The sequence below is a fragment of the Photobacterium leiognathi genome, assembly GCF_030685535.1.
Classification (GTDB): Bacteria; Pseudomonadota; Gammaproteobacteria; order Enterobacterales; family Vibrionaceae; genus Photobacterium; species Photobacterium leiognathi.
Map to the genome: position 1 here is coordinate 870,771 of NZ_CP131599.1, position 26,992 is coordinate 897,762.

At 38.5% G+C, this 26,992-nt stretch carries 23 protein-coding genes; 15 read left to right on the forward strand and 8 right to left on the reverse strand.

Annotated elements, in window-relative coordinates:
• Positions 1-158 precede the first annotated feature (158 nt).
• Entirely contained in the window at positions 159-464 is a 306-nt protein-coding gene (locus Q7674_RS04065; RefSeq protein ID WP_023935073.1) for a DUF6482 family protein, read from the reverse strand.
• A gap of 131 nt (positions 465-595) precedes the next feature.
• Between Q7674_RS04065 and Q7674_RS04070 the strand changes: the two genes are divergently transcribed.
• From Q7674_RS04070 to Q7674_RS04085, 4 genes are all read left to right on the forward strand, one after another.
• Positions 596-2,071 carry an FAD-binding domain-containing protein gene (locus Q7674_RS04070; RefSeq protein WP_045062409.1) on the forward strand — a complete coding sequence of 492 codons (1,476 nt, stop codon included), beginning with the start codon at positions 596-598 and terminating at the stop codon, positions 2,069-2,071.
• Between the two features lie 131 nt (positions 2,072-2,202).
• On the forward strand, positions 2,203-3,096 hold the full coding sequence (locus Q7674_RS04075; protein WP_237156705.1) for a fructose bisphosphate aldolase: 894 nt from the start codon (positions 2,203-2,205) through the stop codon (positions 3,094-3,096).
• A 335-nt stretch (positions 3,097-3,431) separates the two neighbouring features.
• Entirely contained in the window at positions 3,432-4,574 is a 1,143-nt protein-coding gene (cfa, locus tag Q7674_RS04080; protein ID WP_045062406.1) for a cyclopropane fatty acyl phospholipid synthase, read from the forward strand.
• A gap of 45 nt (positions 4,575-4,619) precedes the next feature.
• The gene (locus Q7674_RS04085) at positions 4,620-5,561 is read left to right on the forward strand and encodes a patatin-like phospholipase family protein (protein WP_305421784.1); all 942 of its coding nucleotides are present in this window, start codon (positions 4,620-4,622) and stop codon (positions 5,559-5,561) included.
• 8 nt (positions 5,562-5,569) lie between these two features.
• On the opposite strand, the gene dtpA is transcribed toward Q7674_RS04085, so the two are convergent.
• Complete coding sequence (gene dtpA, locus Q7674_RS04090; protein ID WP_305422610.1) at positions 5,570-7,066, reverse strand: dipeptide/tripeptide permease DtpA; 1,497 nt, start codon at positions 7,064-7,066, stop codon at positions 5,570-5,572.
• A 226-nt stretch (positions 7,067-7,292) separates the two neighbouring features.
• Between dtpA and Q7674_RS04095 the strand changes: the two genes are divergently transcribed.
• Positions 7,293-8,588: a hypothetical protein gene (locus Q7674_RS04095; RefSeq protein ID WP_045062402.1), complete on the forward strand. Its 1,296-nt coding sequence runs from the start codon at positions 7,293-7,295 to the stop codon at positions 8,586-8,588.
• A complete protein-coding gene (locus Q7674_RS04100) occupies positions 8,569-8,784 on the forward strand; it encodes a hypothetical protein (RefSeq protein WP_023935080.1) in 216 nt (71 codons plus the stop codon). The genes Q7674_RS04095 and Q7674_RS04100 overlap by 20 nt, the downstream gene beginning before the upstream one ends.
• Positions 8,785-8,889: 105 nt before the next feature.
• Here Q7674_RS04100 and yciH read toward each other — a convergent pair whose 3' ends face one another.
• Entirely contained in the window at positions 8,890-9,213 is a 324-nt protein-coding gene (yciH, locus tag Q7674_RS04105; RefSeq protein ID WP_305421787.1) for a stress response translation initiation inhibitor YciH, read from the reverse strand.
• Between the two features lie 121 nt (positions 9,214-9,334).
• Here yciH and Q7674_RS04110 point away from each other — a divergent pair, with 121 nt between their 5' ends.
• Entirely contained in the window at positions 9,335-9,964 is a 630-nt protein-coding gene (locus tag Q7674_RS04110; protein ID WP_045062400.1) for an HAD family hydrolase, read from the forward strand.
• Positions 9,965-10,044: 80 nt separating this feature from the next.
• Positions 10,045-10,557, forward strand: coding sequence for an ATP-dependent zinc protease family protein (locus Q7674_RS04115; protein WP_008989355.1), 513 nt, complete (start codon positions 10,045-10,047; stop codon positions 10,555-10,557).
• 89 nt (positions 10,558-10,646) lie between these two features.
• On the opposite strand, the gene Q7674_RS04120 is transcribed toward Q7674_RS04115, so the two are convergent.
• Positions 10,647-11,006 (reverse strand): DUF3319 domain-containing protein, encoded by a 360-nt coding sequence (locus Q7674_RS04120; protein ID WP_045062398.1) that lies wholly within the window; start codon positions 11,004-11,006, stop codon positions 10,647-10,649.
• 211 nt (positions 11,007-11,217) lie between these two features.
• Here Q7674_RS04120 and Q7674_RS04125 point away from each other — a divergent pair, with 211 nt between their 5' ends.
• Positions 11,218-12,186 carry a tyrosine-type recombinase/integrase gene (locus Q7674_RS04125; RefSeq protein WP_045062397.1) on the forward strand — a complete coding sequence of 323 codons (969 nt, stop codon included), beginning with the start codon at positions 11,218-11,220 and terminating at the stop codon, positions 12,184-12,186.
• An 85-nt stretch (positions 12,187-12,271) separates the two neighbouring features.
• Here the strand turns inward: Q7674_RS04125 and Q7674_RS04130 are convergent, their stop codons facing one another.
• On the reverse strand, positions 12,272-13,267 hold the full coding sequence (locus tag Q7674_RS04130; protein ID WP_045062395.1) for a D-alanine--D-alanine ligase: 996 nt from the start codon (positions 13,265-13,267) through the stop codon (positions 12,272-12,274).
• 340 nt (positions 13,268-13,607) lie between these two features.
• Positions 13,608-14,567 carry an SPOR domain-containing protein gene (locus Q7674_RS04135; RefSeq protein WP_305421791.1) on the reverse strand — a complete coding sequence of 320 codons (960 nt, stop codon included), beginning with the start codon at positions 14,565-14,567 and terminating at the stop codon, positions 13,608-13,610.
• A gap of 288 nt (positions 14,568-14,855) precedes the next feature.
• Here Q7674_RS04135 and Q7674_RS04140 point away from each other — a divergent pair, with 288 nt between their 5' ends.
• Complete coding sequence (locus tag Q7674_RS04140) at positions 14,856-15,365, forward strand: DUF2301 domain-containing membrane protein (RefSeq protein ID WP_045062393.1); 510 nt, start codon at positions 14,856-14,858, stop codon at positions 15,363-15,365.
• A 130-nt stretch (positions 15,366-15,495) separates the two neighbouring features.
• On the opposite strand, the gene Q7674_RS04145 is transcribed toward Q7674_RS04140, so the two are convergent.
• Complete coding sequence (locus tag Q7674_RS04145) at positions 15,496-17,193, reverse strand: GGDEF domain-containing protein (RefSeq protein ID WP_237156704.1); 1,698 nt, start codon at positions 17,191-17,193, stop codon at positions 15,496-15,498.
• Between the two features lie 299 nt (positions 17,194-17,492).
• Here Q7674_RS04145 and Q7674_RS04150 point away from each other — a divergent pair, with 299 nt between their 5' ends.
• Together Q7674_RS04150 and Q7674_RS04155 are read left to right on the forward strand one after the other, a co-directional pair.
• The gene (locus tag Q7674_RS04150; protein WP_045062390.1) at positions 17,493-20,231 is read left to right on the forward strand and encodes a bifunctional acetate--CoA ligase family protein/GNAT family N-acetyltransferase; all 2,739 of its coding nucleotides are present in this window, start codon (positions 17,493-17,495) and stop codon (positions 20,229-20,231) included.
• A gap of 80 nt (positions 20,232-20,311) precedes the next feature.
• Positions 20,312-20,719 (forward strand): GNAT family N-acetyltransferase, encoded by a 408-nt coding sequence (locus Q7674_RS04155; protein WP_045062388.1) that lies wholly within the window; start codon positions 20,312-20,314, stop codon positions 20,717-20,719.
• Between the two features lie 119 nt (positions 20,720-20,838).
• On the opposite strand, the gene Q7674_RS04160 is transcribed toward Q7674_RS04155, so the two are convergent.
• Positions 20,839-22,788 (reverse strand): CHASE3 domain-containing protein, encoded by a 1,950-nt coding sequence (locus Q7674_RS04160; protein ID WP_045062386.1) that lies wholly within the window; start codon positions 22,786-22,788, stop codon positions 20,839-20,841.
• A 539-nt stretch (positions 22,789-23,327) separates the two neighbouring features.
• Here Q7674_RS04160 and Q7674_RS04165 point away from each other — a divergent pair.
• Genes Q7674_RS04165 through Q7674_RS04175 form a run of 3 tightly spaced genes read left to right on the forward strand, consistent with a single transcriptional unit; the run spans position 23,328 to position 26,988 of the window.
• Entirely contained in the window at positions 23,328-23,666 is a 339-nt protein-coding gene (locus Q7674_RS04165) for a hypothetical protein (protein ID WP_305421796.1), read from the forward strand.
• Positions 23,663-24,565 carry a hypothetical protein gene (locus Q7674_RS04170; RefSeq protein WP_305421798.1) on the forward strand — a complete coding sequence of 301 codons (903 nt, stop codon included), beginning with the start codon at positions 23,663-23,665 and terminating at the stop codon, positions 24,563-24,565. The genes Q7674_RS04165 and Q7674_RS04170 overlap by 4 nt, the downstream gene beginning before the upstream one ends.
• A gap of 38 nt (positions 24,566-24,603) precedes the next feature.
• On the forward strand, positions 24,604-26,988 hold the full coding sequence (locus Q7674_RS04175) for an intermembrane phospholipid transport protein YdbH family protein (RefSeq protein WP_305421800.1): 2,385 nt from the start codon (positions 24,604-24,606) through the stop codon (positions 26,986-26,988).
• The last annotated feature ends 4 nt before the right edge of the window (positions 26,989-26,992 follow it).

A 26,992-nucleotide genomic window follows, 5' to 3' on the forward strand; every position in this document is an offset into this window, starting at 1 on the left:
CTAGCAATCACCATTATGAATAACGCAATTTTACACTTTAGCATTAAATCGCGCTTATTAAACGTTTACACCCCTACCATTCACACTGTGATTAATAAAGTCATTTAATATATCTATAATAAATATATTAAAGATTTTAAAACGGGCACCAACTAAGATTAATATAGCTTATTATTGCTCAGTGGCACTTCTAGCGTGTTATCTTGTTTACCATTTGGCATACCTACCATTTCATCGTAGGCACTTTGTTGTCTGAGCACCCAGCTTTTTACTTTTAATTTCCTACACATTTTTTGTATTTCTAATATAGAAATCGCTCGGATGTAATCACCTTTTTCATTCGTAATGTAATGTTCTTGATCATCTATAACTACTGATGCTTGATACAAGGATAGATCTAACGAATGAACAACCAATTTATCAATGTAGAAGAACTTTTCCAGTTTACTTAGTGGCATTGTCATGTGTACCTCCTCTTAGTTTTAAACATTAAACGAAATGAGTGCTGCAGCATGTTTACGTGCCAAGTGAGAAAAAAGATTAATTACTTCGTATTGCTATAGGTTGTTTTAATCATAGAAGAACGTTTAGATTGATGAAAAAAGTAAATGTGGTGTGGCTTAAACGTGATTTACGCCTCTCCGATCATCAAGCGCTTTCAGCTGCTGCAAATAGCGACTTGCCTGTGATGCTTATTTATATCATGGAGCCAATGTTACTCAGTGATCCTCATTATAGTGAGCGACATTGGCGATTTATCTGGCAATCTTTAGAAGATATGAATCATCAACTTGCTGGTGCAAATAGCCAAGTCTTTATCTTTCATGGTAATGCTGTTGAGTGTTTAGATAAATTAATGCACCACTTCCCTATTAATGCCTTGTTTTCTCATCAAGAAATTGGCTTAGGTTGTACCTTTGAGCGTGATCTTAATATAAAAGCATGGTGCGATAAGCAGCAGATTCAATGGCACGAATTTCAACAAGGTGCTGTTATAAGAGGCGCAAAAACCCGAACGAACTGGGATAAGCATTGGAATCGTGTCATGCGAGCACCTTTATATTCGGTTAATTTAGACAAGGTTAACTGGGTAAGTATTTCACCTGATCAATTGGCCGATATGCTATTTTCTCCACCAAAGTCATGGTGTGAGCGTGTACAGGGAATGCAAACGGGAGGAAGCACGTTAGCATTGCAAACGCTTGATGATTTTTTTAGCCGACGCGGTAAAGAATATTATCGTTCCATTTCCAGCCCAACTGCATCACGTACGGCTTGTAGCCGCCTTTCTCCCTATTTAGCTTGGGGCAATATTTCGTTACGGCAGGTTTATCAACAAGTTCTCGCCCACTGGAACGTTAAAGGCTTTCGCCGAAGTTTGATCGCTTTGTCATCTCGGCTGCACTGGCATTGCCACTTTATCCAAAAATTTGAATCAGAGCCTGATATTGAATTTTTTTGTATGAATCGTACTTATGATCGCTTATTGGCTCAGTATTGTTCTAAAGACGAATTGAAACTTAACGCTTGGAAAGAAGGCAATACTGGGATCCCTCTTATAGATGCTTGCATGCGATGTTTGTATCACACGGGTTATATCAATTTTAGAATGCGTTCAATGCTTGTTAGCTTTCTGACCCACCACTTAAATATTGACTGGCGTGACGGTGTCACTCATCTTGCTCAATTGTTTTTAGATTTCGAACCCGGTATTCATTACAGCCAATTCCAAATGCAAGCTGGAGTCACTGGTATTAACACTATTCGTATCTATAATCCGACCAAACAGGCACAAGAGCATGATCCTGATGGAGAGTTTATCCATAAATGGGTACCTGAATTAGCAAATGTCCCCGCTCCTTTGCTATTTGAACCTTGGACTCTCACAGAATTAGAAATTGTGATGTACCAACTTGATAACAACAGCTGTTATCTCTCACCCATTGTTGATCTCGAACGTAGCTCCAAAGAAGCAAGAGAACGTTTATGGGGATGGCGAAGCCGTGATGATGTTAAATCCGAGGTAAATGCCATTCTTAATCGACATGTCCGCATAAAAAACACACGATGACTGTTTTTAGATTTTTTTTGTCAAACATTAAAAATTCAGCAATCAAAGAGTTCGTTATAGTTTGTACCAAATAAACGTGTAGAAACGCTGAAGCATGTGGCATTGAATCACAAGCAGCCCCAGGGGGAATTATGATGACATTTTCAAAACAGCTAGAAAAAATGCGTACTCAAGATGGTTTCATTGCAGCGCTTGACCAAAGTGGCGGTAGCACTCCTAAAGCATTAAAAGCTTATGGTATTAATGAATCAGACTACAATAATGACGAGCAAATGTATGATCTTGTTCATGCCATGCGTTCTCGTATTATTGCAAGCCCTGTCTTCACAAGTGATCGAATCATCGGCGCTATTTTATTTGAAAATACGTTAGACCGTGAAATTGAGAGTAAACCAACTTCACAATATTTATGGGAAGAAAAAGGCATTGTTCCCTTTTTAAAAGTTGATAAATGCTTAGAAGATAAAGCTAATGGCGTACAATTAATGAAACCAATGCCAGAGCTAGATCAGCTTTTAGCTAAAGCCAAAACTAAAGATGTATTCGGCACTAAAATGCGCTCTGTGATTTGGGAAGCCAATGAACAAGGCATTAGAGATGTGGTTGCACAGCAAATTCTATTTGCTCAACAAATTATCAATGCTGGTTTAGTACCTATTATTGAGCCTGAAGTAAGCATTGATAGTCCTGAAAAAGCACAAGCTGAAACTATATTAAATCGTGAGTTAATGTCTCAATTAGACAATTTGCACCCTAACCATTACGTTATGCTGAAACTCACACTGCCAGAACAACCTAATCTCTATGCCGATACGATCTCACATCCTAATGTGATTAGAGTTGTTGCTTTATCAGGTGGTTTCCCACTAATAAAAGCCTGTGAAAAATTAGCAGAAAACGACGGTATTATTGCAAGTTTCTCTCGTGTACTTACCGATAATTTATATGCAGATCAGCCTCAATCTGAGTTTGATGCTGCTTTGGCAGAAACAATCGACCCTATTTATCAAGCTTCCCGCACCTAAGTTTGTAAATAAACCGCTTAGCGGCTCATGGCTAAGCTATATTAATCGAATTACTGCCACGGCGAGCAATCCCTTTTGGTCGCCGTTTTTTGTCTTTATTTAGTGTCTGGCTGATATTTGTTTTTAGCACTTATCTGTCATTAATCATAAATACAGTAAATAAAACATATATTAAAATATTCACACAAAGAAATGATACATAAGTCGTTGTTTGTATTATACGTTTTATAACGCTTAACACGTCTTTCACTTATTTAAAATTTTATAAATCATATTGCTTGTTAATATATTTATTAAAAATAATCAATCGAAACAAAAATATAACCAGGTGTATTATGCCAAATAAAGAACTATTTTCAGATCTATTACGTCAAGCTGACATTGAAATTAATGGTGATCGTCCTTGGGATATTACTATTAATGATGAAAGATTATTTGATGATATTCTTGCTAGAGGTACTATCGCTTTTGGTGAAGGTTATATGGATAATCTTTGGGATTGCCAACGTATAGATATCTTAATTTCAAAACTGTTACGTGCAAATATTGAAGAAAAATTATCAAATACAGAAAAGTTTAAACTGGCGGCTAAAATTGGCGTATCTAAGTTAAAAAACTTTATTAACAACCAATCTGTTTCCCGTGTAAAAGAAGACGTCCCTTTTCATTACGATATAGGTAATGATTTATATACCAATATGTTAGACAAACGCATGGTTTACACTTGCGGATATTGGAAAGATGCCGCGAATCTAAATGAAGCACAAGAAAATAAACTAGACCTAATTTGCCGTAAATTAGATTTACAACCGGGTATGCGCTTATTGGATATCGGTTGTGGTTGGTCAAGCTTTATGAATTATGCCGCTGAAAAATATGGCGTTATTTGTGATGGTTTAACTTTATCTAAAGAACAAATGAAGCTTGGTCAGCAATTAGCTGATGAGAAAGGCTTACCTGTTACGATCATCCTTCAAGATTACCGTGAGTACCAACCGAAAGAGCAATATGACCGTGTTGTTTCCATCGGTATGATTGAACATGTGGGACCTGACAACTATGATGAATTTTTCCAATGTGCAGATCGATTCTTAAAAGATGACGGCATTTTTGTATTGCACACCATTGGTAGCCCTATTTCTGTAAATCATACCGACCCTTGGATTAATAAATATATTTTCCCGAACGGTGTCGTCCCGTCAGTAGCGCAATTAAGCCAAGCCATTGAAGGTAAAATGAACATTGAAGATATTCATAACTTTGGCCCTGATTATGATCTTACTCTAATGGCGTGGTGTGAAAACTTCGAGAAGAATTGGTACAAAATTTCAGAACAATACAGTGAACGTTTTCACCGTATGTGGCGCTATTATTTACTAAGTTGCGCTGGGGCTTTCCGTTCTCGTGATTTAAACCTCATTCAATTATCATTGACTAAAAATGGTCGTGAACTACCATTAACAGTCCGTGCTGCTTAATATATTTACTAATAATAATAACTAATTTTAAAATGGATTTAATTCATGTCCGGCAAACATATTTCTTACTGTCTAAATAATTTAGAAGCTTTATATGCAAAAAAATCAAATATTGATGATATTGCGTTAGTCACGGAAGGTGGTGGTCAACGAGGGATATTTACTGCCTGTGTACTTGATATATTTTTTGAACATGACTTTAATCCATTTTCATTATTAATCGGAACATCTGCAGGTTCATTGAACCTTGCCTCTTATATTTGTGAGCAAAAAAAACATGCTTATCGTGTTATTACAGAAATAACCACAAAAAAGCAATTTTTTAGTTATACCAAACTATTTTCTGCTCGCGGTGGAATGAATTTAGATTGGTTATTAGAGCAGACACAAACCAATTTAAAATTAGATTGGGAAACTGGTCGAAAGAATATGACTAATCGAACGGTATTAGCTACAGCATCAGGTATCGACCATAAACAAACAGGCTATTTTGATCTCAATTCGGATAAGTGGGATCAACATTTAAAGGCTTCCTGTGCGATCCCTGTGTTGAACCGTAAACCAATATATTCAGAAGAGCATTACTGGGTTGATGGTGGTTTACATGCGCCTATTCCAGCCATTGAAGCCTATAAACGGGGTTATAAGAATATTGTAGTGATTCGTACTAACCCTATCGGCTGTAATGGCAATCATGAATGGCTAAATAGAGTGAAATTAAGCTTACCGAAAACCAAAACAGCTGAGCTAATAGATATGTTGTTAACCCATGAACAGGCATACAACGAAACAGAAGCGTTTTTATTGAATCCACCGGATGACGTTAATATTTTTGAAATACATCCTCACCGGGCATTGAAATCTAAGCTAATTGGCAGCGATATTCACTCACTAAACCATGATTATGAACATGGAAAACATATTGGTCAGTATTTCTTACGCACCATGATGTCTTATTGTCAGTGTGACTGTTGCCAATCAGCTTAGTTAATTTGTTAGTTTTGACCTTGAATAATACGGGTTAATTTAGGTGCAATTAGCAATGTAATAAGTGCAATTACCCCTGTTGCGATACCAATTTCTTGGAAAACAGTACTGTATAAATGCAAGGTTTGTTGCGGATCAGTAATTCCCTTTGGTGCTGCTGTTAATGTTGCCACCCAGCCTGCAATTACCGCAGCGGTTGCTGATGTTAAAAACCACATACCCATTGCAAAACCCATCATGCGTTGTGGTACTAACTGAGCAATCATTGCCAAACCTAAACCAGAAACAAGTAGTTCACCAAGTGATTGTAATAAGTAGCTAAATACTAACCAGTTAGAACTTAATAGCCCTTTGCTATCTGCGAAATGGCTGCCTAAGGTTAAGACTAAGAATGCACAACTACATAGCACCATACCTAAGGCAAATTTGTATGGCATTGAGAACTTTTCACCAGCTTTGTTATAAACCATCGCAAGGATTGGGCTGCTAACCATGATCCAAAACGGGCTAAGTGCTTGGAACTGCTCTGGTTGAACATCAACACCAAAGATATTGTGGTGAATATTATGAATAGCAAAGAAGTTTAACGAGGTTGGCATTTGGAAATACAACACGAAAAACACGATACCTTGTAGCATCAGTACAAAGGCCACTAACATTTTTGCACGTTCTAAACCTGTTGTTTTCGCTACTTCTTTAAAATAAAGCGCAACAATAGTAACACCCACAATTGCTAAGATAAGGTGAGCATAAAAGACGTGTTGTAACAAATAAGCACTAACTAGGCTCAGTACAATGGTACCAAGAATAATAAGCAGGTACTTCCCAACATTTACCGACTTTTTATCAGGTTCTGAACCAATATTTTGTACCAAACGACGGCTAATCACGAAGTTTGCAATGGTGATCAATAGACCAATAGCACTTACCCCAAATGCCATGCCATAGCCTAACTTGCTTGAGATCCAAGGTGTTAATAGCGTTGAAATAAACGAGCCGAGGTTAATCGCCATGTAATACATGGTAAATGCACCGTCTAATCTCGGATCATTTTCTTCATACACTTTTGCCAACAAGCTTGATGGGTTTGCTTTAAATAAGCCGTTACCCATAGTAATAAAGCCCATAGCAATGAAAATAAGCTCTTTACTATTAAACTCACTCGATGCTGAAAAGCCTAATAAGGCATAACCAATCATTAGCACTATTGCACCTAAAACAATGGTGCGTTTTGTACCAAGGACTTTATCACCTACCCATCCACCAATCGCAATGGAACCAAACACTAATGCTGAGAAAGCCCCAAAAAGCGTAAAGGACTCAGCTTCCGTCATTGCCAGTACATCAACTAGATATACAGTGAGAATGGCTTGCATGCCATAGAAGCCAAAGCGTTCCCAAAATTCTATAGAGAAGATGAGATAAAAGGGTTTTGGCTGTTTAAAAACGTTGAGTTCTGACATATTAGTTCTCTTATTTTGCGTTTTAAAGCATTTTTTTAAGATATTATCACGCAGTATTTAGGAAAGAGTATTTATGTGCTGAAACATAAGTTTGTAAATTGCATATATAACCCAGCAGCATCAATATCCCCTTTAGCAATAACTCTTCCTTCACTATAGAACATTCCTGTTTTTGTTCTGCGATTCTTAACTCTGAAATCTCGTTACACTTTTAGTCTCACTATCATGTTTTAAGTTGCTTTACTTCCGATAGATATGGGACTTAATCATGAAACTATCTTCACTCTTAATTGTGCTTACTTCACTGGCCTATATGGGATGTGGCGGTGGAGGCTCTGATGATTCATCAACAAATTCTACACAAGATGCTGCAGATACGGTTACTGACGTCGACGACCAGGTAGAAATTCAGATTGAAGATCAACAAAATGTACCTAAATTTGCTGTGGAAGATATTGCTATTGGCTATTATGGTCTTATTTACGATGAATCAGGAAAAGGGCTGGAGATAGATAAAGATCAAGTTCTACTAATGCAAGACAAGTTAATTAACGATGTATTACTTAATCTCGATGACGAGCAACAAAAAACATTCACTGAAACACAAACTGCGTTTGAAGCATTAAAAGACTCGGAAAATGTCGATAAGGTGTTATTTAAGAATAGCCTTATTGATGCCATGCTAAGCAACGCTGATAAATCGGTACAAGATAAGTATTTCCCTTCTTTCCGTTTATTTCGCCATCACACTCACCTGCTTTATCCTATTTCACGTTTAGCGGACTACTCTTGGATTCTTGATTTTCTTAGCCAACGTTCGTTACTAGAGCACTTAATTCTTATTCCACCGCAGCAACAAGATTCCGATGATTACATTGAAACCTGTCGTGATAACGATGTACCAATCCCGCCTGATTGGGGTTCAAATGATTGGGAATACCGTGGCGTTGCAGAAACTGATTTCTTAGGCAGTGATCGCACTGAAGTATGGGCGTATAGCGATCCAGCTGTACCAGGGGCTTGTATGGCATTACCTCGTTGGCGTATTAATGAAGCAGCAGGTATCAACGAAGTGGATTTATTGGGTATCATATGCCAGAGTGCAAACACAGGGAAAGCCTGTTTCTGGGACAATATTAGTAAAGAAACCGGACAACGTATTCGCGGCGGTGAAGATCTCACGTTCAAAATTGCCGACATTCATAATGGTGATATGCTCGGTGAAAACTGTACCCAATGCCATCGAGGTAAGAATGTTTTCTTAATCCACCCTGGTACCGCTATCGATATTTCCAATGACTACGATATTGATCCTAATGTACGTTATCAGCCAGTATCATCACAAGGTTGGACTAACCCTCCTGCCTTTGCAGAATTAGGAGATGGGGCTTGTGCTGGATGTCATGAAATCGGTGATCTTTCCTTCAGCTATTGCAATATGCTATTGAAAAAAGCTGCAAATCTAACTATGCCTAATGCTGACAATCCTGCTGGCTGGGTTGGCGATGATTCTTTCTACGGCACACATATCCAAGCCATGATTGATGAAAGGTGTTCACCTTAATAATAAACACCTTACAAGGTCGGTACTTAATGATTACACCATTTTGGCATCCGTTGCTGATACCCGAAATAAAGACTATCACTTGCGAACTTACCTTTCTCCACAGCAATGTAAGATAAATATTGTTGAAGCACTTGAAGGCATAGACGCAACGAAAGTGATTGAAATGGAATCACCACATACTTATAAAATGTGACAGCACAATTTGCTCAAAATAAAAAACGTATAACGCTCAAAAAGTTGTTGGCAATAAACAAACAGACCAGTCGTTATCGACTGGTCTTTCGTTTGTTCAGATTAATTAACCACTAGTTAATTTAACTGTGTGCCCTTTCTTTTCAAGGTGAGCTTTGATCACATCACGCTTATCACCTTGAATTTCAATACTACCGTCCTTTACAGAACCACCACAGCCACACACTTTCTTCAACTCTGCCGCAATTAATTTTAGTTGAGTATCTTCAACATCTAACCCGGTCACAATACAAACCCCCTTGCCTTTGCGTCCTTTTGTTTGACGTTGAATACGTACGATACCATCGCCTTTTGGACGTTCAGGTGCTACTTTTTCTTCTTTAATTCGACCAGTTTCGGTTGAGAAAACTAAACGGCTGTTATCATTCATTATGCAATCAGTCTCATTATTTGCGGAGTTAATGTGAATAAGCCTTAAAGTTCAGGTATGAGCCTTGCTTATTCACTTTCAGCTAATATTATCAAGAAAAGAACACTAAACGGAACTGCTTATGATTCGGAACATTGTATTTGATTTTGGTGCCGTGTTATTTCAATGGAAGCCTCAACATATTGTTGAAACTTTCACTCAATCTGTTGATGAGCAGACTATTTTAATGCGTGAAGTGCTGGGACACCCAGACTGGCTTGAACTTGATCGTGGCACCATGCTTATTGCTGAAGAAATCCCGAAATTTGCAGCAAGAACGAGTATCTCCGTTCAACGTATGGAAGACTTCTTTAATCATATTCAATTAAGCCTAGAGAAAATTCCTGAAACTGAAGCGTTATTTTTTAGATTACTAGATCAGAATTACCCACTTTATTACTTAACAAATATGTGCAGTGCTTTTTTTGAAACCCTTTATGAAAAGCATCATTTCATATCGTTCTTTGATGGTGGCGTTGTCTCAGGCAAAGAGCTGACAATGAAACCAGAGCCTGAAATATTCCTTCTTTTATGCAAACGTTATGAACTAAATCCTCATGAATGTTTATTTATTGATGATCATTACCCTAATATTGAAACCGCAAAAGCGTTAGGATTTAACACCATACATTTTACACCTACTCAATCTTGTATTGATGAGATAGAAGAACTCCTTGCTACATTTAGTATAAAAACACAGTTAGTTAAATAATTTCTGACACATATTTGAACCAATGAGCATGAAATAAGTCTATTATTTGAAAGAATAATAATGTTCATTCAGGAGTACGTGTGAAAAACATTCTTATCTCTGCGGTGCTATTACTTGCCTCAGGAACAACATTCGCATCACCACAATGTGATGGAAAATCAATTGTGGGTCCAGTTGAAACGATCCAAGTGAAAGATTTAGGGATTAGCTACAAAGCCCGTATAGATACAGGTGCTAATACAACGTCGATTAATGCTTACGATATTAAAGTTGATGGCAAGCCTGATACTGATGATAGTAAAAAAGCGATGTACGACAACTTAGGTCATATGGTTACGTTCAAAACAAAAAACGAACAAGGTCAGGAAGTTTCTCATACAGCTAAGATAATTAAAGTAAGCAAAATCCGAAATGCCCAAGGTGTTGAACGTCGTTACGCGGTAGTGATGGACTTAATTTGGAATGGTCAAAATAAAGCAATTCCAGTGAACTTGCGTGATCGCAGCAAGTTAGAATACAAACTATTAATTGGTCGTAACTGGTTAGCAAATGACTACCTTGTTGATGTGACCAAAAATGATGAAGACGATTAAGATTTTTGTCGCTAATAGACAAAAAAGCCTGCATTGAAGCAGGCTTTTTTATGAACTGTGTTTTACCAAACGATAATGCTGTCGCAAAACTATTGTGCTTTCGCTCGTTTTTCTATCACTTTATCAAGGTATTGCTTAATAGATGTCGCATTACCTTTTAAAAGTTGACCTCGCAACAATAAATACCATTCATTGGGTTTCCCCGTATCATTACGAATGATGAATCCACGATAATTCTCTGATGTTGAACTCGTTGCGGGCTTTGAGGCTGGAGATGAGAATTTCTGAGGATGAATAAAAGTGCTCATATCTAACCACCAATCGACGCTTTTTTTCACCTCGGTTAATGTGCCGCTGACAGAATTTCCTTTAATCGAAGTCGTCCAGTCATTGGTGATACCCGTTGTATTTTCAATCGTATATCCACGGTGAAAAATCCGTTTTTTCATAGAGTTGATTCCTGCTCTACCTTCAAACAACTTGATAATAATGAAGTTGCAATCAGTTATAAATACACAACAATTTAATCACGTTGTCTTAATTATAACTAGTAATTTCATACTACTAGAACTTTCTTTGGTTATTTTTTGCCTATCTTGTTCAAGTTTATATGTTATAATTTAACTTAAATATAAAGTTATAGTGCATTAGGTATCTCTAATGGCAAAAAAGATCCCCGTAATTGATAGCGAAACGCAAAGAAGTTCAAGCATTGCTGAATTCAGCCAAGTATCAGATAACATCTCTATCTGGCAAGCGCTCACCCATAACCATTACGCAGCAAATACATTGGTGGCATTTAAGAACGATTGGAACCACTTCTTGGTATTTTGTGAAAAGAACAAGGTCGCACCACTTCCGGCTTCTGCATCAACGGTTCATCGTTTTATCGAAAAAATGGCAGAAAGTCGTAAACTATCAAGCCTTAAGCGTTACGTTGTCACCATAGGGTTAATCCATAAATGTCATGCCCTACCTAACCCGTGCCAAAGCCAAGAAATCAAATTAGCGATGCATAAGCAACGACTTGATAAACATGATGATTATACTCATGCACAAGGCTTTAGAGATGACCACTTACAAGCCCTGCTAGATACCTTCTCGATCTCTACAAAACCGAAAGACGTTCGTGATATGGCAATTTGGGCTATCACCTTCGAAGCGATGTTAAAACGCTCTGAAGTGGCAGCCTTAACCATTGATAACGTCGAAATTGAACCTTCGGGCTTAATTAATATCACTGTTGATGAACGCATTATTGCGTTAAGTGACGTGTCATCGAAGGCGGTACAACGCTGGTTAACCCTTGGTATGATCGTTCAAGGTTATCTGTTCAGACGCATCGATCGTCATAGCAATATCGGTGATAACCCACTGGATCACTCTTCTATTTATCGTGTATTCCGTCGTGCCAGCCAAGAGTTAGATTTACCTACTGATGTCATTTTCTCAGGGCAATCTCCTCGAGTTGGGGCCAGCCAAGATCTGGCAGATGCTGGATTAACCGTGAGCCAAATACAGCACCAAGGTCGTTGGCGAAGCCCTGCCATGCCAGCGCAATATATTGGACAACGTGGTAAACGCGATAATGAATTAAAGAAATTTGCGAAGAAAAACAGCGATAAATAACTTAACATCCACCAGCAAAAAGCCCGTTAACTACTTGCTTATAAGTATGTTAACAGGCTTTATATTTAGCTAAATGTGGTGATGATTACTTCACAGCGTTCTTGATTGCTTGTTCAATAAACTCAGCAAACTTATGACCATGATGCTCTAACATCTTAGGGAACATTGAAATTGGCGTCATACCTGGGAAGGTATTGATTTCATTTAGTAAGATTTCGTCATCTTCGCTTAGGAAGAAGTCAATACGAGAAAGATCTTTTAGCTTCATTTGTACGAACGCTTTACGTGCGTAAGTACGGATCGCTTCAACTTGTTCTTCTGTTAAGTTATCAGCTTCAACTTTCGTTGTTGATAGGCTGTCTGAGCTGTATTTTTCTTCGTAGCTGTAGAACTTATCCGTCGGGCAAGAGACTTCACCTGGCTTGGTGATCACTAGCTCATCACCGTATTGGTAAGCAGCAATTTCTAGTTCACGTGGACGAATCGCTTTTTCAATCAGCACTTGATCAGAGTAACCAAAAGCATTGTTTACAGCATCCGTTAACTCTTGTTCAGTGGTTACACAGTAACAACCTACCGATGAACCCTGACATGCCGCTTTAACGAATACCTTGCCCCACTTTTTAAATGCTTCAAGTGCTTCCTGATGCGCTTCTTGGTTATTTTCACTTAGGAAAACGTAAGGCGTGTTAGGAATGTTTAGCGCATCAAACCACAGTTTAGTCGTGATCTTGTTAAAGCAATTTGTGCTTGCTTCAGCACCACAACCAAGAAATGGAAGACCAGCCAATGTTAGTAAAGATTGCAGATCGCCCGTTTCGCCAGGGAAACCGTGAACACAAGGAATAACGTAATCAATGGCAACTTCTTGATCGCCAACAATCAATGTTTTATCTAGGTTTAACTCACATGGACGATTTTCAGAATCTAACCAACCGTCATTTTTCGTCATTTCTACACGAGTGTATGTAACGCCATTGATCGTTTTTAGTTGTTCTTCGATAAAGTTCGCTGATACGAGAGAAACTTCATGCTCGGCACTACCACCGCCGCATAGTAATAAAACATGGATAGAACTCATCATCATCCCTTGTAAATGCCGCTAGCCAATCGGATACGCTAACGTAAAATAAGTAATAACTTTGATATAGATAAAACCAATGCAAAATCGTCAAAGTCTGTGTGAACAACATAGTAATCAAAAAACACGAAACTGTGCACCCTCTGCTCGCGTGATTAGTGATTTATTTTAAGTTTAATTACTTACTTGCTTAGTAAATCAGCGCATCTAACACACCACTAACAATCAAATGAGAGTCTTCAACAATCAAATGAGAGACATCGCACAATTTTACTCAAAGAAAAAAGCCACTTACCGCAGTAAATGGCTTCTCGCTATAACCTTGAAACGTAGGTTTTAATTAACGGATACGCTCTAGTTTTGGAAATTGAGTCGTTTCAATATCAGCAAGGTTTCGCACAAAGGCATAGGTTTGAGTGATTTTCTTTGGCATACCTGCTAATGCCGCTTTTGCCGCATCGTAATCGCTGTAATGACCATATAGTAAGGTATACACGCTGCTGCCGTTAATTGTCTTATCATTTAACCAAGCTGGCTGATCACTCGGTAATTGTTTTAAGTAAGGCAGAAACTCACTCGCATTTCGCAACGCTAATAGCTGAATACTGTAACCTTGAATAGATGTTGTCTTCTCACCTATCGGCGTTTCTTCTGTTGCCGTTGTTTCTCCACCTTCAACTGTTGTTTGTTCAGGTTGCGTAGCTTCAATAGCTGGTTCATCAGCAACAGGCGCTTCATGTTCAGTAGTGTGGTTTTCTTGTTGCGCTTCAACAGCTGGCTCTGAATGTGTTGAAGTATTATCTGTTGCTTGATCTGTCGCTACCGCAGCAGCTGCAACTTCTGCACTATGCGCTTCTGTTGTTTGCTCTACACGATCCGAAGAAACCTGATGATCTTCACCTACGATCTCAACCATACGTTCTTGATCATTATTAACCTGATCTGGATGTGTTTGATCTGCGACTTCGGCAGCCACCGGATCTTGCGCTGCAGTTGAGGTTTGATGATCAACCTGGGCTGCTTCCACCGTTTCTGTACTATTAGTGGCAGCTTCAGTTGGAACTGCATGTGCTTCTGAATCATTCACAGGAAGTTGTGTTTCACTGATCGCCACTGAATCACTTGAAAGATATAACGGCTCTGAAACAACAGATGCTTCAACTTGAGCAACAGTATCAATAGGCTTCATTTTTTGCGTATTAACTGGCTGGTTAACCTTTTCGACAGGCGCTGGATTATCAGACAGAGACATACAACCAGTAAGTGTAGCTAGCATACTGATAGCGAAAATTTTTTTCATAATTATATTCAGACCTAAGATAAGTGAAGCAACATCATGCTCGGTATTTTGCCGTGCCTTCATTCACCAATCAACTATAACCTGTGCTTAGTTCAGGCATCGTTAATATATGCTAGCGTGTTCACGTTCTTTACTTTCGAATAAAAGCTAACCTTGACCATGTATTCACTGTTTATAACCCTTCAAGTCAATGAAATGACAAATGATCCAAATACTGTTTCATGGTTCTCCTCCTACCACGTACACTATGAACAATTTTGTAATTAGTCTTTTCCTATAGGAGCTTATATGGCTGATCCCCATATTCAATGCGATCTTGATGCATTAGATAAACTCACCGTGATCCTTTATCGCTCAGCATTAAGTATTGCAGCTTTAATCATGGCAATCATCGGTTACGAGACCGTTCAAGCTACCCCATTTCTCGTTATCGTTGCCTTATTAGCATCAACAACAGTCCATGTTTATGACAAACGCTTTCGTTGGTTAATTCAAGGTGCAGGCTTATTTGCTACTATGTGGATAATCGCGGGATTATGGCAGCCGTTGGCATTAGGTGCCGCTTTATTTGTATTTAGTGCTTTAGCGGTAAAAGAATACTTTTGTTTTCAAATCAAAGCTCTCTTACTAACACCATTGGTATTAGCTGGCTTTTGGTTCTGCTTAATCTTTAATGTGCAAGCTGGCGTAATCGCCTGTGCCATGTTGGGCGCGATTTTGTTAGCCCTTGCTGCATTTAACAAATGGCGTATGCCACTGCACTTTGATATTGGTGATAAATCTCGTTACCAAGTGTAATGGGTTTAATACATGCACCAATAACAAAAAAGAGCTAACTGATGAGTTTCAGATTAGCTCTTTTTTATTGAGTGATTAACTGCATGGATATATAGACAAAAAAGAGACCATGACGATCTCTTTTTACTGACTAAGCGATTTGCTTACGTTCTGATTTCTGCTGATACATTTTTTTATCAGCCATTTCTAGCGCTTGCTTATAGCCATTTTCTAATGTTGAAACACCATAAGAAAAGCTAAGCTGTAAATTCATATCAGCAAAATGTTGCTCTATATTTTTTCTGATCTTATTCATTCTTTTCAACACAGTATCCATTAGCTGGCTATCAAACAATAAAATAAACTCATCACCGCCGAAGCGGATCATAATATCGCTTTCACGGAGCATACTTTTCATTTTAAAAGCAAACTCTCGGAGCACTTCATCACCTTTATTATGACCATAATGATCATTAATCGGCTTGAAACCATCTAAGTCAACAAAAACCATTTTCTGGTGATCTTTTACTTCATTCGACTCTAGATACTCTTTATTAAAACAGCCTGTCAGCTTATCAACTGAGATCCTGTTTTCATCTTTATAAACACTACAAATAACGAAGTCTTGCCCAAAATGCATTAATTTCTGACGGTAAGTGTGAAAGAAAGATGTACCGTTTTCAGTTTCAACCGTTTCATTGGACATAATAAAACAAGAGTTACCATTAAGTAGCTCCTGATCTAACGCTAAACAAGTGCGATAATCTGGAAAAACACGGCACACTTCTTCAACGGACACATTAACAAGATCCATATTAAGGTAGTTAATATGTTGCTCATTGTTATAAATAGCATTGCCTTTATTATCACGAATAATCACGAACGCATCACAGGTTCTGATTAAGGACGACATCAATAGAAAATGTGCGCTATTGGAGTTTTCTAATATTTCTTTATAGTTTTCATTGATTCGTTGCTGCTCAGCATAAACATCAAAGCTATTAGGGCTCACTCCAACAATGTTGTAATGATCAACCTTAGTAAGTTTCTGTATCGCCGCTCTTATTTCGATAGGGTTTTGCGCACGATTAATATCGTAAATCGCTTTATCTAACGCTAAAGACAGCGACTTTTTCTTCTTTTGTTTATTACAGATACCTAATGTTGGTTCTAATTGCTTAGCTTGTAAAGTATTAGAAAAATAGAAACCTTGATATTCCATCTGTCCAAACTGCTTTAGCAAGTTTAGCTGTTCAAAGGTTTCCACACCTTCAACAATGACCTTTTTACCGAGTACATTCGCTATTTTTTCATAAGTGGTGCGCACTAAAGAGTAAGCCACATAGTTTTGAGCGATGTTACTGATCAGTTTTTTATCTAACTTTATATAATCAACATCAAGATGGATAAACATCTCGCTGTTTACATAGCCTTTACCGTAGTCATCTAACGCAAAACAGACATCAACAGTTTTCAACTCAGCAATAGCCGCCTGAATTTGATCAAAGTGATGGCAACTATCATGATTTGTTAGCTCAAGAATAATATTTTGTTCAACGGCGAATATCGCTTTGCAATTTGTTACAAAATCTTTATCAATCAAACTACTAATTGAAATATTTATCGCAACTCTGATCTTGGACTCACAATCGTATTTTGCACGATCTTCAAGTACACGCTTGATCACCAATAAATCAAAACTAACAGTATCTTTTATTGATATAACGAAATCTTGGACATCAACAGGTTCACCAACTGAACATAAAAGTGCTTCGTAGGATGATATTTCACCGTTGATATATCTGGGTTGGTAGTGGAAATTAAAGTTTGATAGCATCTTGTTCTTCATTCTTCTTATTATATCCGCGCGAAGAATAATCTAGATGTTTCTAAGACACCAAAAGAAAGTGTAACAAAAATTAAATACAACGTTCATAATTCTAAAGAGGAATACAGCCTCAACAAAGTGCGCGTTTTGCACAATTTTCTGGGCATATTATAATATGGATTTTATAAAATATTGTAAGGATATTTTACTTAGTTAATTTTTGCGTTCAGATCACAGCTCTTCTACTGTTTTCACCTTCTTCTCAGATAAAAGCTTATTCTCTATAAATAGATAATATTCAACACAGTAGGATATCAATCATGGATGGGATGAGAAGCTTACTCAAACCGAAATCAATTACCGTTATTGGGGCATCAGATAATCCATTACGTGCAGGTAATGTGGTGATCCGTAATTTATTATCAGGGCAATTTCGTGGCCCTATTATGCCTGTTACCCCTAAATATGATGCCGTAGCGGGTATTCTTGCCTATCCTGATATTGCTAGCTTACCTCGCGTCCCTGATCTTGCGGTGGTTTGCACTCGCGCAGAACTCAATGTTGATATTGTTGAGCAACTTGGCAGAAAAGGTGTAAAAGCTGCGATCATTCTTGCAGCTGGCATGAACAATCCTCAACTACATACCAATCCTTTTTGCCAAAGCCACCAGCCAAGTCTAGAAGAGCAAATGTTGGCAAAAGCAAAAGAATACGACATGCGCTTGATTGGTCCTAACAGCATGGGGTTGATACTGCCTTGGCTGAACTTAAATGCCTCGTTCTCTCCTATTAGTGCTAACAAAGGTAAAATTGCTTTTATTTCCCAATCTGCGGCGGTGTGTACCACGATATTAGATTGGGCAAAGAACAAAAGTATTGGTTTCTCAACGTTTTTATCATTAGGTGATGCCTGCGATATTAACTTTGCAGAATTGCTTGATACCTTATGCCAAGATTCCAAAACCGATGCGATATTGCTCTATATCGATTCCGTTAAAGATGCCCGACGTTTCATGTCTGCTGCTCGAGCCGCTGCACGTAATAGACGCATACTAGTATTAAAAAGTGGACGAACCCAAGCAGGCAGTTCTGCTGCACACTTACATACTGGTGGTGATATTGGCTTAGACGCTGTTTATGATGCCGCAATAAGACGTTCAGGTATGTTACGGGTGAACAATACCCATGAGTTGTTTGCTGCGGTAGAAACCTTGGCGCATTCAGTGCCCCTTCGAGGTGAACGATTAGCGATATTAACCAATGGTGGTGGTCCTGCGATCATGGCTGTCGATGCCTTATCAGATCGTGGTGGTAAGTTAGCTAAATTAAGCCAAGAAACCATTAATCGCTTATCCGCCGTATTACCTTCTTGTTGGTCTCATGCCAACCCTATCGATATTATTGGTGATGCTGACATTCATCGTTATCAGCAAGCGGTAAAAATTCTATTAGATAGCGATGACTTTGATGGTTTGCTGATCATGCACAGCCCATCGGCCATCGCTCCCGATATTGAAACTGCTAATGCGTTAATTGAAATGTTACATCAGCACCCAAGAACCAAACGCTTTAATATTCTGACTAACTGGGCTGGCGAGAACGAAGCGAATATTGCCCGTAAAACCTTTACTGAAGCAGGCTATCCCGCATATCGCACCCCAGAGAGTGCTATTTCCGCCTTCATGCATATGGTCGAGTACCGTCGCAACCAAAAACAATTAATGGAAACGCCAGTTTCAATTGGTTATAGCAACCACAATACGCATCAAGCCCATGAGCAAATTACTGAGTTACTTGACAATAATATTCGCCATTTAGAAACCCATGAAGCCCGTCCTATCTTAGAGTGTTATGGTTTTACAACCCTACCGACATGGATTGCACTTGATGCTGCAGAAGCGGTACATATTGCCGAGCAGATTGGTTACCCAGTTGCAGTAAAACTTCGCTCGCCAGATATTCGTCATAAGTCTGAAATTCACGGTGTTGTGCTGCATCTTCGTACCGCTAATGAAGTTGAAAATGCCGTCCAAGCAATCTTTGATCGTGTTGCTATGCATTATCCAACCGCACGTATCGATGGTTTGTTAGTTCAACGCATGGCTGATCGTTCTGGAGCGCAAGAACTGCGTATTGATGTTCACAACGATCCCATTTTTGGACCTGTGATCTTAATGGGTGAAGATAATGCCCGTTGGGATATTCATCGTGACGCCGCCGTTGCCATTCCGCCACTCAATATGGCGCTGGCTCGCTATATGGTGATCAACGCCCTTAAGACTGGGAAAATCAAACAGCGTAGTGCATTAGAGAAGATTGATATTCCTGCACTGTGTGGCTTGCTGGTCAAGATCTCGCAATTGATCATTGATTGCCCAGAGATCAAAGCACTGAATATTCACCCACTACTCGTAAGCGGTAGCGATCTAACTGTGCTTGATGCATCAATGGATATCGAGCCATTTACAGGTGATAAACAAAAACGCCTTGCTATTCGTCCTTACCCTAAAGAGTACGAAGAAACCTGTACCTTAAAAGACGGACAAACCTTGCTATTGCGTCCTATCTTGCCCGAAGATGAGCCACTGCATAAAACCTTTATGTCGAAAGTCTCGGTAGAAGATTTATATAAGCGTTTCTTCTCCGATATTGGTGAGCTAAACCATGAAGCCTTAGCCAAATTCACACAAATTGATTACGACCGTGAAATGGCATTTGTCGCGGTTGCCAAAGATGCCCATATCAACCTTGAATCGAATGAAAAAGAAGATATTGTATTAGGTGTTGCTCGTGCCCTTTCTGATCCTGAAAACCATGATGCAGAATTTGCCATTCTGGTACGTTCTGATATGAAGGGATTGGGCTTAGGTAGCATCTTAATGAATAAGCTAGTGAACTACTGCAAACTCCGTGGCTTACAATTTATGACGGGTATGACCATGCCTTCAAATCACGGTATGATCCACTTAGCAGAGAAAGTAGGCTTTAGTATCGATATTCAACTAGAAGATGGCATAGTTGAAATGCTACTCCCTCTTATTGATAAAAAAGATAGCTAAGCTCCTAGGAAGTAATAACATCGATTTAAATTATTGCTACCTTTTTAAGAATGCATTCAAGACAGGAAGTCACAAACAATATGAGCGTTATAGTCGAAATCAGTAAAGAGATTGAACAAGACGAAGTGATCAATTTATACCGAGCCAATGAATGGTCTTCAGCGGAAATTCCTGAAAAATTGATCCCTGCATTATTAAACTCAGAAACCTTAGTCACTGCACGTAGAGGTGGAAAACTTATTGGTATCGGTAACGCTATTTCTGATGGTCATTTAGTCGTCTATTATCCGCATATGCTGGTCGATCCTAATTACCAAGGTCTAGGTGTCGGCAGAATGATGATGGAACTTATGCAAAGTAAGTACCGTGGTTTCCACCAACAAATGCTGACAGCCGATGGTAAAGCCGTCGAGTTTTATAAAGCATTAGGTTTTGAGAGAGCAGGCAAAACGGAACCCATGTGGGTATACGCTGGTAACGATCATTAATAACACCTATCTATATAAAGTGCTCACAAAAAAGCAGCCTAGATATTAATCTAAGGCTGCTTTTTTATTGTCGTATTACTTGTTATAGCGAATACAATGCCTTGTTCCACCAGCTAAGGCTAAATTTTAAACTGCCTAATAATACTGTGCATTTGTTGCGATAATTCAGATAACACTTGCATAGATTTTGCTGTTTCACCGACACTTTGGGCACTTTGCTGAGAGATGATATTAACCGATTCCATATTACGGTTAATTTCCTCTGTCGTAGTGCTTTGCTCTTCTGATGCATTGGCATTTTGAATGTTCATGTCATTGATTTTAGAGATGGATTCAGTAATCACATTAAACGCATCACCAGATTTAGTAGCGTTCGACACACTTTCTTTTACGATGCTATTACTCTTATCCATGTTCAGCACAAGCTCACTTGTACCGTGTTGGACTTTTTCAATTAGAGACTGAATTTCGGTTGTTGAATCTTGAGTACGTTTTGCTAGCTCTCGCACTTCGTCTGCAACAACGGCAAAACCTCGACCTTGATCGCCAGCACGCGCAGCTTCTATCGCCGCATTAAGTGCTAATAAATTGGTTTGCTCAGCAATGGCACGAATGACATCCAAGATACCACCAATATTTTCTGTTTCATGTACGAGTTCATTAAGCCTAACTGAAGTTAAGTTAATCTCTTCATCAAGCTGACTAATGCTTTTTACGGTATTTTGTACAATCACAATGCCTGTTTGTGCTTCGGTATGTGCTTCATTCGCAAATTGTGCCGCTGTACCCACGTTTTGTGCGACTTCTTGAACAGACATCGACATCTGATTCATTGCCACAGCTACTTCATCGGTCATTTGCTGCTGCTCTTTTACGCCCTGACTGGTTTGAGTCGTAATAGCAGTCAAATTATCTGATGCGCTACCAAGTTGATCATTGGCATCACTCATTTTAACGATAATACCTTTCAAGCTATCGGCGGTAGTTTGCAGTGCCGTTAGCAATACACCCACTTCATTATTACCATGACGTGATATTTGTAAGGTTAAATTCCCTTGTGCTAACTCTTTTGCAGCATCCACAGCGCTACCAATAGGTTTAGTTATGGTTTGGGAAATAAAGACACCAACAGCAAAAGCGAGTATCGCAGTAATAATGCCACCAACGACGATGACCATTATTGCGAGATTTGCCGCTTCAATGGCAGATCCTTTTCGCTGTTGCATCAGTGCTTGCTCAACACCAATGATCTCAGCAACACGATAACGAAGATCGTCCATGTACGCCTTACCTTGCTTCTTCTCTAATTCAAGGTAAAGATCATTCATGGCTTTGTATTGAAGCCCATGTTTGATTTGTTTAATCGCAACTTCGGCGTAATCGTTGATCCATGCATTAATATTTTTATCATCAAGATCGTTAGTTTTCAGAATACGATTAACTTCTTCTTTACCTTGATAGTAAGGTTCTAAATAATCATCCGTCTTATTAATGATGTAGCCTCGCAAACCCGTTTCCATATTCACCATTGCTTGCAAAAGCTCATTACTTTGATAACCAAAGCGTCGCTCTTCAGCTTCAATACGAATTTTATCCATAAGCTGCTTGCCAATGCCTGATGCTAACAATTTCTCAATCGCTTGCTCGGAATATTCGCCTTGCTGGATATCTTTACGTAACTGAATGATTTTATCTGCGTATGCTTGCCAAGCTTTGGCTTCAGTGGCAACAAAAGCATAGCGCTCTTGCTGTGCTGGATTATCACTGGTTAATTCAGTGACTATGTTTAAGTGTTTATCAAACTCCTTCTTCCCTGAAATATAAGGTTCAAGGTATTCTTCTTGCCCACCAATGGCAAAGCCGCGTAAACCTGTTTCCTGATCAACCATCGAAGACACTAAGATATTTGAGTTATCGATAACTTTATAAGTGTGTTCAACCATCTTCGCGGTTTTATCCATCGTAACAATGGCATTCCAAACAATTGCGCATAATATGCCTAGCAACAGCACAATAAGCCCATTCCCTATGAGTAGTTTGTTTCTTATTGATATATTTTCCATATTCATTGTTATCTAGCCTTCCGTAAGTATTCGTTGTGTAACAATAAGTTCTTACTTTTAGCGCCGCATACACACTATAGAAAACCCTATTAACCCTGTGTAAATAGATAACCTGTTTTGTTTTAGAAATGAGAATATAAATTCATATTGAGAAAGTTATCTGTAGATAGTTAGCATATTTATCTGGATATTTTCCTTCATACACTATAAATATCACGAAAAAGACATAACGATAAAATATGCGGGGAAGTAGTATGTGTAGCAATTTACCCGTAGCAGAAAGGAAACAACAAAAGTTACGTTGTCCCGAATATTTTACGGTGATAAACCAAGGTTGGTTACACTATTTAGCAGAGTAAGTAATATTGAGCACTAACGTGACACCGTCACTAATATTTGAGAAGTTTGTGAGCAAAATCTATAAATAACCTAAATATGACAAAGCAAAAAAAAAACACCTTTATTATAAGTAATTAATATATTTATTATTGTCATGTTAATATTAGTGATGGGTTTCATTGTTTTTTGGGGAAAGATTGAGTTCTATGTCGGATAAAAAAGAGCAACAAAATGATGATATAGAACCAAACTCATCAAACACTGATGAACAACTTAAAGTAGTACCACAAAACAAGCGTTTCCGACGTTTTCTGTTTTGGTCTATTTTGATTTTTGTTGTCACACCACCAGTGATTTTATCAAGTTGGTTAAGCACCAAGGGCATCCACTTAAATAATGTCTCTGGTTTAACCTTCAATAACGGCATTGCAGCAAAGAAAATCTCTGTCAGTATTGATAATACAACGATTGATTTAGAGAGCCTTTCGTTACGTCGTAACAAAAATAAAGAGACGGGTGATGTCTCCTATCACCTTTTGCGGTGAAATCTTCTGTTAAGCTACCAAAAGCAGCGACTAAAACGTTAGCTGATCAGAATATCAAACTTAACTATATCCACTTTTACGATGCTGATCTGAAATTTACCCATTTCTCAACGCCATTTCGTTTCACTGCTCATGCTCGAAAAGTGACATCATCAGCCCTACATACTAACAGTGTGACTGGTTGGCCTAATGCCGTTCAAATTCTTGAAGATGTGAACGTAAATTTTGATAGCGATCCGCATATTTCACTAACGGGTAATATGGCTAAAGGCGTGATCACGCTATTTTTCCCCGACTATAATCCTTCGCCTCACTACCGTTTGCCTTTTAACGACGGCAGTTTTTCCATTAGCTGGCAAGGTGATGCAACACCTTTTAAAATTAACATTGGTACTATGGAGCCTCAGTGGGAAACCCTGTATTCAATTTTAGAAAAGCAGATCATTACTAATGCTGGGTTTTCTATCGACTTTAAACACCCAACTGAATCTATGGTGTTAACCGCCAATAAGCTTCATCTTGAAGAACCAAAGTTTTTACCCAAATTCGTGGAACGCGCTGATATCAATAACAAGGGATATCACCTAGGCCAAACTATTGCTAATTTGGCTCAGTTACCTATGCACAAATTCAGAGTTAAATCGTTCACTTATGGTGATCTGATTTTAGATGCGCGTGTTCTACTTGAAACACCAACAGCAGATAATAAGAAAGCCACTAAAAAGACCAAGAAGAAGAAAAAAAGAAGAAAATTCAAACTCAGCAAGATCTTGATAGGAAAGAAGCTGAGCTTAAAGCAAAGCAACAAGCGAAAGAGCTTAATATTGCAGAAGAAACCCACACTAAAGCCAAGTTTATTGTTCGTGGTAAAGCCCTTGCGCCAGATCCTTATAATTTAGATGTAACGGTTCGCCATTTAACGAAAACCGATGCCCGTGTGCATACCAGCCTTGTACGTAATGATGGTAATCGCCTTGATTGTGATACTGTCATTCTCTTTGCTCAACCTCTTCCTAAGTACATGAACTGCAATGCCAAGTTTAAAGGTACTAAAGAATTTACAGATCGCCTTGGCCTTAAAGGTTTACCTGACGCCAAAATCAATGGTCCTTTACGTTTTGTTGCGATACAAACCGAGGCCCCTGTTGATGCACCAAAAGATAAACGTATGCTGGTGGATAACAAACTAGCTACGGCATACTACGATGTTGGTTTTGAATTACCTGAATCTTTTGCTATTTCTCTTAATAAATATGCAATACCAGCAGGTCTTTTTAAAAAGAAAGCTGAGAAAACAACTAATAGATTAAAAGAAAAGCAGCTTGCCGACGTACAGATGATCACTGATGGAAGAATTGATTTTAATGTCAACTTCTACGATAAGCTGTTACGTGTAATTTTAAGGGACAAAAAGGAAAAGATTAGCTTTGTAAATAAGCGTACCCAGTCATCTATAAACTTTGATTTCAATGACTTGAACTGCTTATATCCTGATCTGCAATGTCACATCAATGCAGAAGTAGAAGCACAGGCAAAGACCATTTACCCAATGCCTGAAAGCCAAATTAACGACTTCACATTCAAAACGCATATGGTTGCAACCTGGGCTAACCATTTATTGATCGCTCAAATGACGAACAATAATATCTCTATGGATCAAGTGAATGTTAAAGGGATCCCCGGACTACAAAAAAGCCTAAGTAAAGATATTAACTTCCATCTGGATTCTTTAATCGGGCTTTATACTCAAGATAAGTTTAAAACAGTGGGTAACTTTACAGTTTACCAACCCGCAGATACCAAGGCTTCTTTAACATCCGAGTTCATTGTTAACCGTAATGAAGATTTTGATAATAACGATCATGATTCATTAAGTCGTTATCGTGCGGATTTAGGCATTAAAGTGAACAACTTTTATCTAAGCCAAGAGATCAAATTGATCAAGCCGCTACCACCTGTTAAAGCAAAACCAGTGGTTGTTAAAGAAAAAACTACGACTGATAGCATCGATACAATACTTATTAAAAAGTTAATACTTATTAAAAAGTTGGTCGAACTAACGGGTTTATCACATCTAAAAGATTTATCTCCACAAGTCGATTTTACCGCTCCTTATAAAGTAGGTGCCGATATTGCTGCGATCCAAGCAAAGATCCGTGCAGAACACCAAGTTTTGTATGAATCAGTAACAGTAAAGCCGTTACAGCTTAAATCTGATTACGATATTACTTTTAGTGCGCAACGTAATAACCAAAAACTGGGTAAGATCTACAGCCAAGGTCATGCACAGCTAAATGGCTCAGAGTTAAATATTAATAGTAAGTTTAAAAACAGTAATCATGCTTTATTTGCTGATATGCGCTTACTATCTAACTTCGATACAGGTGTGTCTAACATTAAATTAAAACGCCATACATTCACCTTTACACCAGAGCAAGATCTGAAAAGCTTTTATATCCCAGTGTTGCCTATTGATCTGAACATTACTCAAGGTCAGCTAACAACAAGTGCTGACATAACAGTAAATAAAGATAAGCAAATATCTGGGTTTATTGATCTTTCAACGCATCGTATTACTGGCGAATATGAGTCGTTCCGATTTGGTAACGTGGGTAGTCATATTCATCTGGCGTTATCATCGACAGGCGTTAAAACCCAATCGCCATTAGAGATCTCAGCAGATTATCTTGATGTGGGTGTGCCTATGTCTAACCCTCGCCTATTGGCTGAATTTGATACCAGCAATGATTACTACCACATTGCCCATGGCACGACTGAACTGTATGGCGGCAATATCACCATTGAGCCAATTACAATCACTAGCCTAAGTAATATTAAACAAGTACGGTTTACCGTCTCTGGTGTTGATCTTGCTCGTGTCATCGCAGAAGCCGATCAAGATAATATTGAATTAACTGGTCGTATCGATGGTGTTATTCCAATTGCATTAGAAGACGGCAGTATCGTTATACGTAACGCAACACTACAAACCCAAAAGCCAGGTGGTGTTCTACGCTATATCCAAGGTTCAACCATCGATAAAAAAGTAAAAGAAGTAGGTACTTATAGCCCACTAAATATTGTGGAAGTATTAGGCAATTATCATTACAACTCCATTGCGCTTGCCTTTGATTATGCTAAAAACGGCGATTTATCGTTAAAAACACGTATCGAAGGTAATAATCCAGATTTCCAACATGGACGTCCTATTAACGTCAATATTAAACTTAATGATAATATCCCTAAGTTATTACGTTCAAAGGAATTCATTGACTCATCACCGATTGTTGCTCAAATCAAACAACAACTTGGCGTTCAATAATAAG

Coding starts and splice junctions, on each gene's coding strand:
- Q7674_RS04100 (WP_023935080.1), top strand. CDS start 8,569: ATGAAAGGTGTTCACCTTAATAATAAACACCTTACAAGGTCGGTACTT.
- Q7674_RS04145 (WP_237156704.1), bottom strand. CDS start 17,193: ATGAAGAACAAGATGCTATCAAACTTTAATTTCCACTACCAACCCAGA.
- Q7674_RS04095 (WP_045062402.1), top strand. CDS start 7,293: ATGAAACTATCTTCACTCTTAATTGTGCTTACTTCACTGGCCTATATG.
- Q7674_RS04140 (WP_045062393.1), top strand. CDS start 14,856: ATGGCTGATCCCCATATTCAATGCGATCTTGATGCATTAGATAAACTC.
- Q7674_RS04155 (WP_045062388.1), top strand. CDS start 20,312: ATGAGCGTTATAGTCGAAATCAGTAAAGAGATTGAACAAGACGAAGTG.
- Q7674_RS04130 (WP_045062395.1), bottom strand. CDS start 13,267: ATGAGTTCTATCCATGTTTTATTACTATGCGGCGGTGGTAGTGCCGAG.
- Q7674_RS04085 (WP_305421784.1), top strand. CDS start 4,620: ATGTCCGGCAAACATATTTCTTACTGTCTAAATAATTTAGAAGCTTTA.
- yciH (WP_305421787.1), bottom strand. CDS start 9,213: ATGAATGATAACAGCCGTTTAGTTTTCTCAACCGAAACTGGTCGAATT.
- Q7674_RS04110 (WP_045062400.1), top strand. CDS start 9,335: ATGATTCGGAACATTGTATTTGATTTTGGTGCCGTGTTATTTCAATGG.
- Q7674_RS04065 (WP_023935073.1), bottom strand. CDS start 464: ATGACAATGCCACTAAGTAAACTGGAAAAGTTCTTCTACATTGATAAA.
- Q7674_RS04135 (WP_305421791.1), bottom strand. CDS start 14,567: ATGAAAAAAATTTTCGCTATCAGTATGCTAGCTACACTTACTGGTTGT.
- Q7674_RS04165 (WP_305421796.1), top strand. CDS start 23,328: ATGTCGGATAAAAAAGAGCAACAAAATGATGATATAGAACCAAACTCA.
- Q7674_RS04150 (WP_045062390.1), top strand. CDS start 17,493: ATGGATGGGATGAGAAGCTTACTCAAACCGAAATCAATTACCGTTATT.
- Q7674_RS04160 (WP_045062386.1), bottom strand. CDS start 22,788: ATGAATATGGAAAATATATCAATAAGAAACAAACTACTCATAGGGAAT.
- Q7674_RS04070 (WP_045062409.1), top strand. CDS start 596: ATGAAAAAAGTAAATGTGGTGTGGCTTAAACGTGATTTACGCCTCTCC.
- Q7674_RS04120 (WP_045062398.1), bottom strand. CDS start 11,006: ATGAAAAAACGGATTTTTCACCGTGGATATACGATTGAAAATACAACG.
- Q7674_RS04075 (WP_237156705.1), top strand. CDS start 2,203: ATGATGACATTTTCAAAACAGCTAGAAAAAATGCGTACTCAAGATGGT.
- cfa (WP_045062406.1), top strand. CDS start 3,432: ATGCCAAATAAAGAACTATTTTCAGATCTATTACGTCAAGCTGACATT.
- Q7674_RS04125 (WP_045062397.1), top strand. CDS start 11,218: ATGGCAAAAAAGATCCCCGTAATTGATAGCGAAACGCAAAGAAGTTCA.